The 13,521-nt window shown below is 46.9% G+C and carries 16 protein-coding genes, 1 pseudogene and 1 other annotated feature; of the genes and pseudogenes, 14 read left to right on the top strand and 3 right to left on the bottom strand.

The window, feature by feature from the left end; genetic code table 11:
• Positions 1–73: 73 nt before the first annotated feature.
• The 8 genes from garD to QA442_RS21080 all read left to right on the top strand — a co-directional run bounded on the left by garD (position 74) and on the right by QA442_RS21080 (position 7,763).
• The gene (garD, locus tag QA442_RS21115; protein ID WP_095431182.1) at positions 74–1,606 is read left to right on the top strand and encodes a galactarate dehydratase; all 1,533 of its coding nucleotides are present in this window, start codon (positions 74–76) and stop codon (positions 1,604–1,606) included.
• Between the two features lie 280 nt (positions 1,607–1,886).
• Complete coding sequence (gene mphK, locus QA442_RS21110) at positions 1,887–2,807, top strand: macrolide 2'-phosphotransferase MphK (RefSeq protein WP_095431245.1); 921 nt, start codon at positions 1,887–1,889, stop codon at positions 2,805–2,807.
• A gap of 56 nt (positions 2,808–2,863) precedes the next feature.
• Positions 2,864–3,111: a binding site (T-box leader), on the top strand.
• 97 nt (positions 3,112–3,208) lie between these two features.
• Positions 3,209–3,370 carry an anti-TRAP regulator gene (rtpA, locus tag QA442_RS21105; RefSeq protein WP_003234807.1) on the top strand — a complete coding sequence of 54 codons (162 nt, stop codon included), beginning with the start codon at positions 3,209–3,211 and terminating at the stop codon, positions 3,368–3,370.
• 20 nt (positions 3,371–3,390) lie between these two features.
• Positions 3,391–4,329 carry a DMT family transporter gene (locus QA442_RS21100; RefSeq protein ID WP_095431183.1) on the top strand — a complete coding sequence of 313 codons (939 nt, stop codon included), beginning with the start codon at positions 3,391–3,393 and terminating at the stop codon, positions 4,327–4,329.
• A 96-nt stretch (positions 4,330–4,425) separates the two neighbouring features.
• Entirely contained in the window at positions 4,426–5,106 is a 681-nt protein-coding gene (ycbL, locus tag QA442_RS21095) for a two-component system response regulator YcbL (RefSeq protein WP_095431246.1), read from the top strand.
• A 1-nt stretch (position 5,107) separates the two neighbouring features.
• On the top strand, positions 5,108–6,043 hold the full coding sequence (locus tag QA442_RS21090) for a HAMP domain-containing histidine kinase (protein WP_071580959.1): 936 nt from the start codon (positions 5,108–5,110) through the stop codon (positions 6,041–6,043).
• Between the two features lie 91 nt (positions 6,044–6,134).
• Entirely contained in the window at positions 6,135–7,058 is a 924-nt protein-coding gene (locus tag QA442_RS21085) for an ABC transporter ATP-binding protein (RefSeq protein ID WP_095431184.1), read from the top strand.
• A gap of 18 nt (positions 7,059–7,076) precedes the next feature.
• The gene (locus QA442_RS21080; RefSeq protein ID WP_095431247.1) at positions 7,077–7,763 is read left to right on the top strand and encodes an ABC transporter permease; all 687 of its coding nucleotides are present in this window, start codon (positions 7,077–7,079) and stop codon (positions 7,761–7,763) included.
• Here QA442_RS21080 and QA442_RS21075 read toward each other — a convergent pair.
• Positions 7,724–7,858: a hypothetical protein gene (locus QA442_RS21075; protein ID WP_119122840.1), complete on the bottom strand. Its 135-nt coding sequence runs from the start codon at positions 7,856–7,858 to the stop codon at positions 7,724–7,726. The two genes, QA442_RS21080 and QA442_RS21075, sit on opposite strands and share 40 nt — an antisense overlap.
• A complete protein-coding gene (locus QA442_RS21070) occupies positions 7,818–8,204 on the bottom strand; it encodes a YndM family protein (protein ID WP_095431185.1) in 387 nt (128 codons plus the stop codon). The genes QA442_RS21075 and QA442_RS21070 overlap by 41 nt, the downstream gene beginning before the upstream one ends.
• Before the next feature lie 359 nt (positions 8,205–8,563).
• On the opposite strand from QA442_RS21070, the gene cwlJ reads away from it, so the two are divergent.
• The 6 genes and pseudogenes from cwlJ to tatC all read left to right on the top strand — a co-directional run bounded on the left by cwlJ (position 8,564) and on the right by tatC (position 12,840).
• On the top strand, positions 8,564–8,992 hold the full coding sequence (gene cwlJ / locus QA442_RS21065) for a cell wall hydrolase CwlJ (protein ID WP_095431186.1): 429 nt from the start codon (positions 8,564–8,566) through the stop codon (positions 8,990–8,992).
• 89 nt (positions 8,993–9,081) lie between these two features.
• A pseudogene (locus QA442_RS21060) lies at positions 9,082–9,800 on the top strand (vWA domain-containing protein).
• Between the two features lie 79 nt (positions 9,801–9,879).
• Positions 9,880–10,056: a hypothetical protein gene (locus tag QA442_RS21055; protein WP_003234785.1), complete on the top strand. Its 177-nt coding sequence runs from the start codon at positions 9,880–9,882 to the stop codon at positions 10,054–10,056.
• 18 nt (positions 10,057–10,074) lie between these two features.
• Positions 10,075–11,826 carry an alkaline phosphatase PhoD gene (gene phoD / locus QA442_RS21050; protein WP_095431187.1) on the top strand — a complete coding sequence of 584 codons (1,752 nt, stop codon included), beginning with the start codon at positions 10,075–10,077 and terminating at the stop codon, positions 11,824–11,826.
• Between the two features lie 12 nt (positions 11,827–11,838).
• A complete protein-coding gene (gene tatAD / locus QA442_RS21045) occupies positions 11,839–12,051 on the top strand; it encodes a sec-independent protein translocase protein TatAD (protein WP_003223835.1) in 213 nt (70 codons plus the stop codon).
• A 60-nt stretch (positions 12,052–12,111) separates the two neighbouring features.
• Positions 12,112–12,840, top strand: a complete 729-nt coding sequence (gene tatC, locus QA442_RS21040; RefSeq protein WP_095431188.1) for a twin-arginine translocase subunit TatC — start codon at positions 12,112–12,114, stop codon at positions 12,838–12,840.
• Here tatC and pcp read toward each other — a convergent pair.
• Positions 12,837–13,484, bottom strand: coding sequence for a pyroglutamyl-peptidase I (gene pcp / locus QA442_RS21035; protein ID WP_095431189.1), 648 nt, complete (start codon positions 13,482–13,484; stop codon positions 12,837–12,839). The two genes, tatC and pcp, sit on opposite strands and share 4 nt — an antisense overlap.
• Positions 13,485–13,521: the final 37 nt, after the last annotated feature.

Here is a 13,521-nt window from a genome sequence, read left to right as displayed (position 1 = left end):
GAAACGTAAGAGCTGCGGTTTTTTTAAAACCAATTTAGAAAACGCTTACTAAGATATGAGGAGTGATTTTCATATGGCGATGAATCTCAGGCAAAACCAAGCGCCCCTCTACATCAAAGTGAATGCCACAGATAACACGGCGATTATTGTAAATGATGGAGGACTGCCAAAGGGCACTGTTTTCTCATGCGGGCTCGTCCTTGAAGAGGATGTCCCTCAAGGCCATAAGGTGGCCTTAACCGATCTCAATCAAGGGGATGAGATCGTGCGTTACGGAGAGGTGATCGGGTTTGCTGATGAGACGATCAAGCGCGGAAGCTGGATACGGGAATCCCTCGTGAGAATGCCCGCTCCTCCGGCGTTAGACGATCTTCCTCTCGCAAACAGGGTGCCGCAGCCGCGGCCGCCTCTTGAAGGCTACACTTTTGAAGGATACCGTAATGCGGATGGCAGTGCGGGGACAAAAAATATCCTCGGCATCACCACAAGTGTTCAATGTGTCGTTGGCGTATTAAATTATGCGGTCAAACGGATCAAAAAAGAGCTGCTGCCGAAATACCCAAATGTCGATGACGTTGTGCCGCTGCATCATCAATATGGATGCGGCGTGGCGATCAATGCGCCCGACGCCGTCATTCCGATCCGCACGATTCAAAATCTCGCGAAGCATCCGAACTTCGGCGGAGAAGTAATGGTAATCGGATTGGGATGTGAAAAGCTCCTTCCGGCAAGAATTGCCTCTGAGAATGATGATGACATTCTATCGCTCCAGGATCATCAAGGTTTTGCGGCGATGATCCAATCCATTTTGGAAATGGCGGAGGAGCGGTTAATCAGGCTGAACAGCAGAACCCGGGTGTCTTGCCCTGTTTCAGATCTGGTTATCGGCCTGCAATGCGGCGGCAGTGATGCGTTTTCCGGCGTGACGGCGAACCCTGCCGTGGGGTATGCGGCTGATTTATTGGTTCGCGCAGGTGCGACGGTTTTATTTTCTGAAGTGACAGAGGTACGTGATGCCATTCATTTATTAACGCCTCGTACTGTCAGTGAAGAGGTCGGACAATCGCTGATCAATGAGATGAAGTGGTATGACAGCTATCTCCGGCGGGGAGAAGCTGACCGAAGCGCAAACCCGTCACCAGGCAATAAAAAAGGCGGATTATCCAATGTTGTGGAAAAAGCGTTAGGCTCGGTGGCGAAATCAGGCACTAGCCCTATCTCCGGCGTGCTCGGCCCAGGTGAAAGGGCAGAGCAAAAAGGCCTGCTGTTCGCCGCGACACCGGCAAGCGATTTTGTGTGCGGCACCCTGCAGCTGGCTGCGGGCATGAATCTGCAGGTGTTTACGACAGGGAGGGGAACACCGTACGGCCTGGCGGCTGCACCGGTGCTGAAAGTATCGACGCGGCATTCATTATCAGAGCATTGGGCGGATTTAATCGATATCAATGCCGGCCGAATCGCGACAGGAGAGGCCAGTATCGAAGATGTAGGCTGGGAAATCTTCAGAACGATTTTGGATGTGGCAAGCGGCCGCAAACAAACGTGGGCTGACCGTTGGGGTCTTCATAACGATTTGTGCTTGTTCAATCCTGCTCCAGTGACTTGATTCATTTTTTTATAGCGAAGAGATGGAATATGCTGTAAAATGCAATTAACGTCTAGGAAACGGAGGGGTTACAGCATGGCATTTATTAGATTCCGAGTGACACGAATTCAATAGTGAACAACTCTCGCCTGAATGAGGGAGAATCGGGATGAATCCGCCTATGTATGAGCCCTTATATGGTTATCAAAAAAGAGGGTGGCGATGCTTGCCCTCTTTTTTTGTGCCTTCAAACATCCCTTCTCTCTACAGCAGGCCGGAGCATGAGAAAGGGGAAATGGGGATGACAAACCTTGCCGAAAAACAGCTAATTACAGAGATTGTCGGGCTTGCACGCAACCAAGGTTTGAGAGTTCGCTCTGAGAACGCGCAATTGAATGAAACCGGAATGGACTTTCAAGTTGTATTTGCCGAGGACGATACAGGTATGCAATGGGTGCTGCGAAAGCCGCGTCGCAGTGATGTTGTGGAAAGAGCATCTGCGGAAGGCAAAACGCTTGCCTTTCTCCGCGCGAATCTTACAGCTGATGTGCCGGATTGGAGAATTCACACACCGGAATTGATCGCTTACCCAATGTTAAAAGGAACGCCGGCTGCTGGAATTGATTTGGAACAAAAGCAATATGTATGGAATATGGATCATCAGCCGCCGCCAGACGACTTTGTCCGCACACTTGCTGGCATACTGGCTGAATTACATGGCACGGATCTAATATCTGCTGGGCAATCCGGAATAGAAGTGATAAGTCCAGAAGATTTCAGGCAAATGACAGCAGACTCTATGGTTGATGTGAAAAATAAGCTTGGCGTATCTACGACGCTTTGGGAAAGATGGCAAAAGTGGATAGATGATGATGCATACTGGCCGGGTTTCTCTTCTTTGATACACGGCGATCTCCACCCGCCGCATATTCTTATCGACCAAAATGAACGTGTCACAGGGCTTCTGGATTGGACAGAAGCGAAGATTGCAGATCCAGCCAAGGATTTTGTTCTTTATCAAACCATTTTTGGGGAAAAAGAAACTGCCCGTTTACTTGAACACTATGATCGAGCAGGCGGCCGGATATGGGCAAAAATGCAGGAGCACATTTCAGAGATGCAGGCGGCGTATCCGGTGGAAATCGCCAAGCTCGCTCTGCAAACACAGCAGGAGGAGCACGTTCATATGGCGCTGGAAGCGCTCGGTGTAACATCGGATTAGGAATTGACTTCATTTCATGAACCAAGTATTATAAACTTTACAAATAATAGAACGGAACAACAATCGTGAGGAAGAGTAAGTACGCATCAGAATGGAGGTTCAGAGAGTCGGTGGCAGGTGTGAACCGATCCTCCCCTGATGCCGAATGGGCTTCTGAATTGCTTTGCTGAACGGATAGTAGGCGATGCCGGGTTTCTCTCCCCGTTACCAGGAGAGGAGTATTGAAACATAGGTTTTCTGTACTTAGAGTGAACGGCTGTATAGCTGTTAATAAAGGTGGTACCGCGAGACCCTCGTCCTTTGCATAGGATGGGGGTTTTTTTGTGTTTCTTAAAGGAGGTGACGGCCAATGGACGATGGCTGGTGGTGCATAGCAGATGAATAGGAAAGGAGGATGTCAAATGGTCATTGCAACTGATGATCTTGAGGTCGCATGTCCTAAATGTGAAAGAGCGGGAGAAATTGAAGGAACACCATGCCCGGCCTGCAGCGGGAAAGGTGTTATTCTGACTGCCCAAGGATATACGCTTCTCGATTTTATCCAAAAGCATTTGAATAAGTAAAGGAGAATAGCTGAGCTGAGATGAGAAAAGAAGAGAAGAGGAAGTTTCGCGAGGCCGCTTCAGGTACAATTTTTTTGCTGATCGGAACGGTTTGTTTTGCGTCTAAGTCAATTTGGATTAAATGGGCCTATCAAATGGGTGCTGAGCCAGACGCGGTGTTGTTATACAGACAGCTGATGGCTGTTCCGCTGTTTTGGCTGATTTTTTTGATATACCGCCCTCCAATGCCAGGCGGCAATAAAAAAGGAGACCTATGGAAGGCTTGTGGCGCGGGAGTGTTTTGTTTTTTTCTGTCTCCCCTGCTTGATTTTATCGGGCTGAACCATGTATCCGCAATGGTTGAACGTATATTGCTGATGAGCTATCCATTGTTTGTGTTTGGATTTACCGCGTGTCGTGACCGGAAAATGTCTTCAATTCAGGACCTTTTCGCAGTGCTGGCGGTCATGTTCGGACTTTTCTTAGCGTTGGGCGGCTGGGATGCTGAGCTTTTTCAGGCGAATATGATTGGATCTGCATTCATTTTGTTATCCTCGGCCGTCTATGCCGGTTATCTTGTCCTTTCCGGGCGGCTCGTCCATCAAATCGGAGGCATCCGTCTTAATGCGTACGGGATGACAGCTGCCGGAGCGGCCATGATGCTTTACATTGGCATCAAATCGACAATCGGTCTGAATACACCAATAGCAGCATATCCGCCTGCTGTCTATGGTTTGTTTGTGTTAATCGCAGTCGCGACTACTGTGATTCCATTTGTGCTGATGCTTGAAGGCATAAAACGAATCGGGGCACAGCGAGCCGCCGCCATTTCAATGGCAGGGCCTGTCCTGACGATTTTCTATGGGGCTTTATTTCTTGGTGAACGGCTTCGGCTTATTCAAGCCATCGGATGTGGTGCCGTATTCTTTGTCATTACGGTGATGGAATACAGGAAGCTGAAAACAGGAAAAAATGAATAATTTTTATAAAACACACACGTTTTTCAATTACAATAAGTGTAATTACGTGTGTGTTTTTTGATTTTGTAAAGGTTAGGTGAGAAGATGCAGAGCATATTGCTTGTGGAAGACGACCACTCAATCAGTGAAATGGTGGATCATTATTTAACAAAAGAAGGCTTTCGGATTGTACATGCTTTCGACGGAGAAGAGGGCATCCGGCTGTTTCAGCAGAGTTCATACGATTTGATCCTCCTCGATATCATGCTCCCGAAGCTGAACGGCATGGATTTTCTGAAAATCATCCGGGAAAGAAGCAATATACCGGTCTTAATGATTTCGGCAAAAGACGGAGATGTGGACAAGGCATTGGGATTGGGTTTTGGGGCGGATGATTATATCGCCAAACCGTTTTCGATGATTGAGCTGACAGCAAGAGTAAAAGCCGCGATACGAAGGGCGACTCAATATTCAGCAGAGGAACCGGCTGAGAATAAGGTGATCCGGATTCACCAGCTTGCGATCGATATAGACAATGTCTCAGTTATGAAAAATGGAGAACCGCTTCAGCTGACATCAACAGAATGGCAGCTGCTGTGCCTATTTGCGGCAAATCCTAAAAAAGTGTTTACGAAAGAACAAATCTACCGTTCTGTCTGGAATGAAGAGTATTTTGGCGATCAAAACATTATTAACGTACATATGCGGCGGCTTAGAGAAAAGATTGAAGATGACCCCTCCTCCCCTCAATATATTAAAACCCTATGGGGCATCGGTTATAAATTAGGAGAGTTTTAGAATGACAGTGCTATGGGTGGCCGCCGTCATCGTTCTGGCGTGCCTGAATGTGATTCAATTCATAATGAAAAAGAAGCGAGACGGGAATTTGGCATATATGGCAGAACAGCTTGGCTCCATGCTCAGGCAGGATTCGGCGGGGCGAATTTTGCTTCCTACAGACGATCAAGCGCTCAAAGACTTGCTTGTTAACATCAATCTTTTCCTTGAGAATCGTCAGCAGATCAGTGCCCGGTTTGCGAAAACAGAGCATTCCATGAAGCGAATGCTGACCAATATGTCGCACGACCTGAAAACGCCGTTAACGGTCATTCTCGGTTATATCGAAACCATTCAAAGTGATCCGAACATGCCTGACGAAGAGCGGGAAAGATTGCTGGGGAAGCTCCGCCAGAAAACAAATGAACTCATTCAGATGATCAATTCCTTTTTTGATTTAGCGAAATTAGAATCTGAAGATAAAGACATCCCAATCACCAAAGTACATATGAACGACATATGCAAACGCAATATCCTGCATTATTATGACGCAGTTCAATCTAAAGGCTTTCGTGCAGCCATTGATATCCCGGATACGCCGGTGTATGCGCAGGCGAATGAAGAGGCTCTGGACAGAATCCTGCAAAACCTATTGTCAAATGCGATTCAGTATGGCGCGGCCGGCAAGTTAATCGGACTGACGCTGTCATATGATGAGACGAACATTGCCATCACCATATGGGATCGCGGAAAAGGGATAAGTGAAACCGATCAGCAGCGGGTGTTTGAAAGGCTGTACACACTTGAAGAATCCAGAAATAAAGCATTTCAGGGAAGCGGTCTCGGTTTAACCATCACAAAGCGGCTTACAGAAAAAATGGGGGGCGCTATATCTGTCAAAAGCAAGCCGTACGAACGGACTGCATTTACGATCACATTGAAACGCATGACATTTTAAACGTAAGAATTTCGTAAGGTGTGAGAAATAAAAATGACAGGGCTCGCCGCTACAATAAAAAACAGGAAAAGAGAGGGAAGGAGAAACAAATTTGACTTATATCGTACAAACAAACGGACTGACCAAAACGTATCAGGGCAAAGAGGTTGTATCCGATGTCAGCATGCATATTAAAAAAGGTGAAATCTATGGCTTTCTCGGCCCGAACGGCGCGGGGAAAACAACCATCATGAAAATGCTGACGAGCCTTGTTAAACCGACAAGCGGTGAAATCATCATCCTTGGGAACAAGCTCACCCACACGTCATATGAGGTGCTGGGAAACATCGGCAGCATGATTGAATATCCGATTTTTTATGAAAACCTGACAGCTGAAGAAAATTTAGAGCTGCATTGTGAATATATGGGATATCACAATAAAAAAGCCATTCAAGAAGTGCTGGATATGGTGAATTTAAAACAAATCAACGAGCAGCCCGTCAAAACCTTTTCGCTCGGAATGAAGCAGCGCCTTGGAATTGCGCGTGCCATCCTCACAAAGCCGGATCTGCTTATTCTGGATGAGCCGGTGAATGGGCTTGACCCTCTCGGCATTAAAAAAATCAGGCAATTGTTTCAAGTGCTGAGCAAAGAGTACGGCATAACGCTGCTGATTTCAAGCCACCTGCTGGGTGAAATCGAACAAATCGCGGACACGATTGGCGTCATTCGGGACGGCAGACTGATTGAAGAGGTATCAATGGAGGATGTCAGAGGCCAGAACACTGAATACATTGAGCTTGTTACATCGAATCAGACAAAGGCCTGCTTTGTGCTTGAGAAAGAGCTGAATTTAACGAACTTTAAAATCTTAAATGAGAAAACGATTCGAATTTACGAGGCTGAAGCCACTCAGTCTGACATATCCAAAGCGTTGGTTTTGAATGATGTAGACATTGAATCAATGAACAAAAAGTATACGTCGCTGGAGGATTATTTTATCAACTTGATCAACGGCAATAGCATCAGTGCGTAAAGGAGGAGAGACACGTTGGTGAATTTGATCAGAATCGAATTAAGAAAAATGAAAATAGGCTGGTATGTCAGAGGCGCCCTCATTGCCAACCTGATTATTATGGGCTTTTTATGGCTGATCAGTTATTCCGAAAAAGCTGATGGCGGGGTTTCGTTCCAAAGTACGGATGAAGCATTCCTCATCATCGGTACCTTCGTCAGAGCGGTATTTATCGTATTTGGCGCAGTGCTGATCGCAAAATTGGTGATTTCGGAATATAAAAACAAAACCATTCTTGTGATGTTTACGTACCCGATCAGCCGTAAAAAGCTGCTCACCGCTAAGCTCATGATCGCGGGCGGACTGACGTTTATCACGATTTTACTTTCAAATATACTCATAGCCGCCGGTTTCTTTTGGCTGAACTCGATCTACCATTTCATACCGGGAGAGCTTACTTCCGAGATCATTTCTCAACAGGCGGTCAAAATGGCGGTTTTCGCTTTTGGCGCCGCTGGAACCAGTTTAGTTCCCATCTTTTTTGGGATGCGTAGACACTCGGTTCCGGCGACCATCATTTCATCTGTAGTAATTGTGATGCTCATCAGCTCAACAAGTCCGGGCTTCTCGATTTCATCTGTTGTGTATATCCCGTTATCGTTAGCGGCATTCGGATTGTTCTTTTCCTACATGGCGATCAGGAATGCGGACAAGCAGGATGCGTAAACAAAGGCGCCCAATATGTATAAAAGGCCGATGCTGTCAGCACCGGCCTTTCCATTATGAGTCTGTTCTTGTTTCAAGATAATGCTTCTTGCCAATTTCTTTGCTCATCATATAGAAATGGAAGCAATATTCACCGATTGCCATGACGATCGCGCCGAATAAAGCCGCCAATGCAATTTCACCGCCAGTCATCCCCATAGAAAGCGGCATGCCCATCAGCCAGATCACGAGAAAGGCCAAACCAAAATCAGCCAAAGTTGCAATCATATTATTCCATTTCGGCAATACATAAAGATCGCCCAGCAAATAAGAAATAACCCCTAACACAATCGTCATTAGCAGCGTATCACCAAACGTGAAACCAAAGCCCAGACCAAGCACCAGATACAACACAATAATCGTCATAATACCTTTAATCGCGAGCGCTTTCACATGTGTCATTACATTTCCTCCTTTTGTCAGTTGATTTGTTATGTATAATTCCTCAAATGTAAAAACTTAAACCTTATTTCGTGTTTTTCCGGAGCGGGTGCAAAATTGCCGGGAGAGGGAGGCCCAGCGCCATACATTTATTAAGGCGGATGAATCAGCATTGAGTCTCCTGCTGTTCGTCAGCGGAAATTGCAGAGTCCGTCTCGCACCAGACGCTGCTTTGACGGCCAACCACCCATTTTTCTTTGTAGCAAACAAAATGTTTGGTGTTTTTAGATGAATTAATTTTTAAAAACTTCTCCTGTCCCTCAGTCATCACTTCTGAAGTAATGAAATATGATGAAAGGAGATCAAGGGGAGGTGACGTGATGGCGGTCGTGAAAGCAACGAGTGCGGATGTCGATTTGCTGGCAAGGCTGCTCAGAGCGGAAGCGGAAGGCGAAGGCAAGCAGGGGATGCTGCTTGTCGGCAACGTTGGAATTAATCGGCTGCGGGCGAATTGCTCAGATTTTAAAGGCCTCCGCACCATCAGGCAGATGATTTATCAGCCACACGCGTTTGAGGCTGTGACTCATGGATATTTTTATCAAAGGGCGCGGGATAGCGAGCGTGCCCTTGCACGCCGGTCGATTAATGGTGAAAGGCGCTGGCCTGCAAAATTTAGTTTATGGTACTTCAGGCCGGAGGGAAACTGTCCCGCCCAGTGGTATAACCAGCCGTTTGTGGCCAGGTTTAAGTCACACTGCTTTTATCAGCCGACGGCGGAGACGTGTGAAAATGTATACAACACATTTTAGACAGGACACCGTTCAAATTGAACGGTGTTTTTCTTTGAAGAAATGCAATGGAAAATATTCCTGTGAAAAGAACTGACGGAGATGACAGAATGGCAACAATCGACCTGCAAAAGAAAAGTGTAAAGATCGTACTGGAGAAAAAGCAATTAACGAAGGTGATGGCTCGTGTCGGACTGGTTCTTGATATTTCGGGATTGATGAGATTGCTCTACAAAAACGGGACGGTCAACATGTGGTGGAGCGGATTTTGGCAGTGGCTGATCAGTTTGATGAGTTGCTGGGTGTATGAGTGTATGATAATGAATATTCCCGATAAAAGCCAGTTTCAGAAAAGGATTTTTCGGGCTATGTCGAGCGTGAAATTTTAAATAATGACCTCTTGCATAAATTCGGCAGAAATGATGAACCGCCGGTCATGAAGGACGTGCTGCGCAAATATGTTGCGGAGGAACCGAGCTCGTATCCCGCTTTCATTGTTTTTATCAATGACGGAGGCTGTAAAAAGTCGATTAAACCGATCATTGAAGCTTCCTCTGATAAGCCTGTGTTCTGGCAGTTTGTCGTCATTGGTAAATTGATTTTCTCAATAAACTCCATACGCTAGAAGGGCGTGTCGTTGGTAACACGAACATCCTGCTTAACGAAGAAATTGACCGCATTTCTGATGATGAGCTTTATGATGCTCTGCCCTGCTGAATTTCCATTTTGGCTGAAAGAAGCGAAGGAAAAAGGAATTGTAAGGGATCAAGAGCCCTCTGCTGAAAACCCGAAAAAGAAGGGCTTTTTCAGCAGATTGTTTTCGAAATAACTGATAAGGCACTGAGCCATTTTGCGAAATGGCTCGGTGTTTTTGTTTTTTTAAGATCATGTGAAGAAAAATAGGCCGAATGGGTGGCTTGCAAACGACAGGATATGCAGAAAACGCGTCATTCAGCCAGCTTTCGGCATGTTTCAGCGGCAGGCTTGTGAGGGAAGACCTGTTTTTGATGTTCAGCGCTTACAATCGGTTCACACTTCTTCACAGTCGTTTAACAATGATTTCCTATAATGGAGACGATCAATGAGAAGAGAGGGGATCTTGAATGGCATACGACAGTCGTTTTGATGAATGGGTACAGAAACTGAAAGAGGAAAGCTTTCAAAACAATACGTTTGACCGCCGCAAATTTATTCAAGGAGCGGGGAAGATTGCAGGACTTTCTCTTGGATTAACCATTGCCCAGTCGGTTGGGGCCTTTGAAGTAAATGCTGCGCCTAAATTCTCAAGCTATCCGTTTACATTAGGGGTAGCGTCAGGTGATCCGCTTTCTGACAGTGTCGTGCTCTGGACGCGCCTGGCACCAGATCCGTTGAATGGCGGGGGAATGCCGAAGCAAGCGGTGCCTGTCAAATGGGAGGTTGCAAAGGATGAGCATTTCCGCAAAATCGTAAGAAAAGGCACTGAAATGGCTAAACCGAGTCTTGCCCATTCCGTTCATGTGGAAGCAGACGGGCTTGAGCCGAACAAAGTGTACTATTACCGTTTCAAAACCGGACATGAACTAAGCCCTGTCGGAAAAACAAAAACACTGCCTGCCCCTGGCGCCAATGTGCCGCAAATGACCTTTGCGTTTGCTTCCTGCCAGCAATATGAGCATGGATATTATACGGCCTACAAGCATATGGCGAAGGAAAAGCTTGATCTTGTCTTCCATCTTGGTGATTACATATATGAATACGGGCCGAATGAGTATGTATCAAAAACGGGCAATGTCCGCACGCACAACAGCGCGGAAATCTATACGCTGCAAGACTATCGGAACCGTCACGCCCAATACCGCTCTGATGCCAATCTTAAAGCAGCACATGCTGCGTTCCCTTGGGTTGTGACATGGGATGACCATGAAGTCGAAAACAACTATGCCAATAAAATACCGGAAAAAGGACAGTCGGTTGAAGCATTCGTGCTCCGCCGCGCGGCAGCATATCAGGCATACTATGAACATATGCCGCTCCGCATTTCCTCTTTGCCGAATGGCCCGGATATGCAGCTGTACCGGCACTTTACGTACGGAAACCTGGTGTCCTTCAATGTGCTTGATACCCGCCAGTACAGGGATGACCAAGCCAATAACGACGGCAATAAGCCGCCTTCTGATGAATCACGAAATCCGAATCGAACCCTGCTTGGAAAAGAACAGGAGCAGTGGCTCTTCAACAATTTGAGCAGCTCGACCGCCCACTGGAATGTGTTGGCGCAGCAAATTTTCTTTGCGAAATGGAATTTTGGGACAAGCGCAAGCCCGATCTACAGCATGGATTCTTGGGACGGCTATCCGGCTCAGCGCGAACGGGTTATCAATTTCATTAAAAGCAAAAATCTGAATAATGTTGTCGTACTGACAGGTGATGTACACGCAAGCTGGGCATCGAATTTGCATGTCGATTTCGAGAAGACAAGTTCAAAAATATTTGGAGCCGAATTTGTCGGAACCTCGATCACATCCGGAGGAAACGGCGCAGATAAGCGGGCGGATACAGACCAAATTTTAAAAGAAAATCCGCACATCAAGTTCTTTAACGACTATCGCGGATATGTCCGCTGTACAGTGACGCCTCACCAGTGGAAAGCCGACTATCGGGTGATGCCGTTTGTAACCGAGCCGGGCGCAGCCATTTCCACGCGGGCTTCATTCGTTTACCAGAAAGACCAAACGGGGCTGAGAAAGGTATCATCCACAACGATCCAGGGCGGGGTGAAGCAATCCGATGAGGTCGAAGAGGATCGTTTCTTTGCGCACAACAAAGCCCACGAAAAACAAATGATTAAGAAGCGTGCAAAAATCACGAATTAAGGAGTGAAAATTATGTTTTCAAACATTGGAATACCGGGCTTGATTCTGATCTTCGTCATCGCCCTCATTATTTTTGGCCCTTCCAAGCTGCCGGAAATCGGACGAGCCGCCGGACGGACACTGCTGGAATTTAAAAGCGCCACAAAATCACTTGTGTCTGGTGATGAAAAAGAAGAGAAATCAGCTGAGCTGACAGCGGTAAAGCAGGACAAAAACGCGGGCTGAATGCTGAGGAGGCAGACACCGGGTCTGCCTCTTTTTTTATGAAAGGGAGGGCTTTTTTGAATGGATAAAAAAGAAACCCATCTGATCGGGCATTTAGAAGAGCTTCGCCGCCGGATGATCATAACCCTTGCGGCATTTCTTCTATTTCTCATCACGGCTTTTTTATTTGTACAGGATATTTATGACTGGCTGATCAGGGATTTGGACGGAAAGCTGGCTGTGCTTGGTCCGAGTGAAATCCTCTGGGTGTATATGATGCTTGCCGGCATTTGTGCCATTGCGGCCTCCATCCCTGTTGCCGCGTACCAGCTGTGGCGTTTCGTTGCTCCGGCGCTGACGAAAACGGAGCGCAGGGTGACGCTCATGTACATACCAGGTTTATTTGCGTTGTTTTTGGCGGGCATCTCCTTCGGATACTTTGTCTTGTTTCCAATCGTGCTCAGCTTTTTGACTCATTTATCCTCCGGCCATTTTGAAACGATGTTTACGGCTGACCGCTACTTCAGGTTTATGGTGAATTTGAGCCTGCCGTTCGGCTTCTTGTTTGAAATGCCCTTGGTGGTGATGTTTTTAACAAGGCTGGGCATCTTAAATCCCTACAGGCTGGCCAAAGCGAGGAAGCTGTCCTATTTTCTGTTGATCGTGGTGTCCATATTGATTACACCGCCGGATTTCATTTCTGATTTTCTCGTGATGATCCCGCTCCTTGTCCTGTTTGAAGTAAGTGTCACCCTATCAGCGTTTGTCTACAAAAAGAGGCTGAGGGACGAATCGGCGGCGGCCGCTTAGTGCAGCGCACCGCCTGGTGACTTCACATCCTCATCATATTGTACGGCCGTAACAGCGGCGATTCTCAATGCCCGGACAATCGTGTCGAGGCTGAGGCTCGGCGCTGTTTTGTCTGTTGTTTGCTCCGGAATGTAAGGAATATGAATAAACCCTCCGCGAATGTGCGGAGCTGTCCGGCTAATGTGATCCATTAATCCGTAGAACAGATAATTACATACAAAGGTTCCCGCTGTATACGAAACAGCGGCCGGAATGCCGTTTTCCTTCATTTTTTCAGTCATTCGTTTCACGGGAAGTCCCGTCCAGTAAGCAGCGGGCCCGTCTGGAGAAATCTCCTCATCAATTGGCTGCTGTCCTTCGTTATCGGGGATTCGCGCATCTGCAAGGTTGATCGCCACTCGTTCCGGTGTGACCTGCATCCGTCCTCCTGCTTGGCCGACACAAATCACGATATCTGGCTGATGTTTTTGAATGGCTTGGCGCAGAGTGTCCAGAGCGGATCTAAAGACGGTTGGAATTTGTTCCGCTGTAATGATGGCTTCATCCGTCTCGAAGCCATTAAGACGTTTTGCCGCTTCCCATGATGGATTGACGGTTTCTTTGTCAAAAGGGTCAAAGCCTGTGATCAGCACTTTTTTTCTCATCTACTCATCTCCTTTTTCTTTTATTCTATTGTTTATT

The organism is Bacillus stercoris (assembly GCF_029772985.1).
Taxonomy (GTDB): domain Bacteria; phylum Bacillota; class Bacilli; order Bacillales; family Bacillaceae; genus Bacillus; species Bacillus stercoris.
The sequence above is the reverse complement of the archived record's forward strand: the minus strand, read 5'-3'. Positions and strand labels throughout refer to the sequence as shown.

Coding starts and splice junctions, on each gene's coding strand:
- garD (WP_095431182.1), top strand. CDS start 74: ATGGCGATGAATCTCAGGCAAAACCAAGCGCCCCTCTACATCAAAGTG.
- mphK (WP_095431245.1), top strand. CDS start 1,887: ATGACAAACCTTGCCGAAAAACAGCTAATTACAGAGATTGTCGGGCTT.
- rtpA (WP_003234807.1), top strand. CDS start 3,209: ATGGTCATTGCAACTGATGATCTTGAGGTCGCATGTCCTAAATGTGAA.
- QA442_RS21100 (WP_095431183.1), top strand. CDS start 3,391: ATGAGAAAAGAAGAGAAGAGGAAGTTTCGCGAGGCCGCTTCAGGTACA.
- QA442_RS21090 (WP_071580959.1), top strand. CDS start 5,108: ATGACAGTGCTATGGGTGGCCGCCGTCATCGTTCTGGCGTGCCTGAAT.
- QA442_RS21070 (WP_095431185.1), bottom strand. CDS start 8,204: ATGACACATGTGAAAGCGCTCGCGATTAAAGGTATTATGACGATTATT.
- cwlJ (WP_095431186.1), top strand. CDS start 8,564: ATGGCGGTCGTGAAAGCAACGAGTGCGGATGTCGATTTGCTGGCAAGG.
- QA442_RS21055 (WP_003234785.1), top strand. CDS start 9,880: ATGGGTGGCTTGCAAACGACAGGATATGCAGAAAACGCGTCATTCAGC.
- phoD (WP_095431187.1), top strand. CDS start 10,075: ATGGCATACGACAGTCGTTTTGATGAATGGGTACAGAAACTGAAAGAG.
- tatAD (WP_003223835.1), top strand. CDS start 11,839: ATGTTTTCAAACATTGGAATACCGGGCTTGATTCTGATCTTCGTCATC.
- tatC (WP_095431188.1), top strand. CDS start 12,112: ATGGATAAAAAAGAAACCCATCTGATCGGGCATTTAGAAGAGCTTCGC.
- pcp (WP_095431189.1), bottom strand. CDS start 13,484: ATGAGAAAAAAAGTGCTGATCACAGGCTTTGACCCTTTTGACAAAGAA.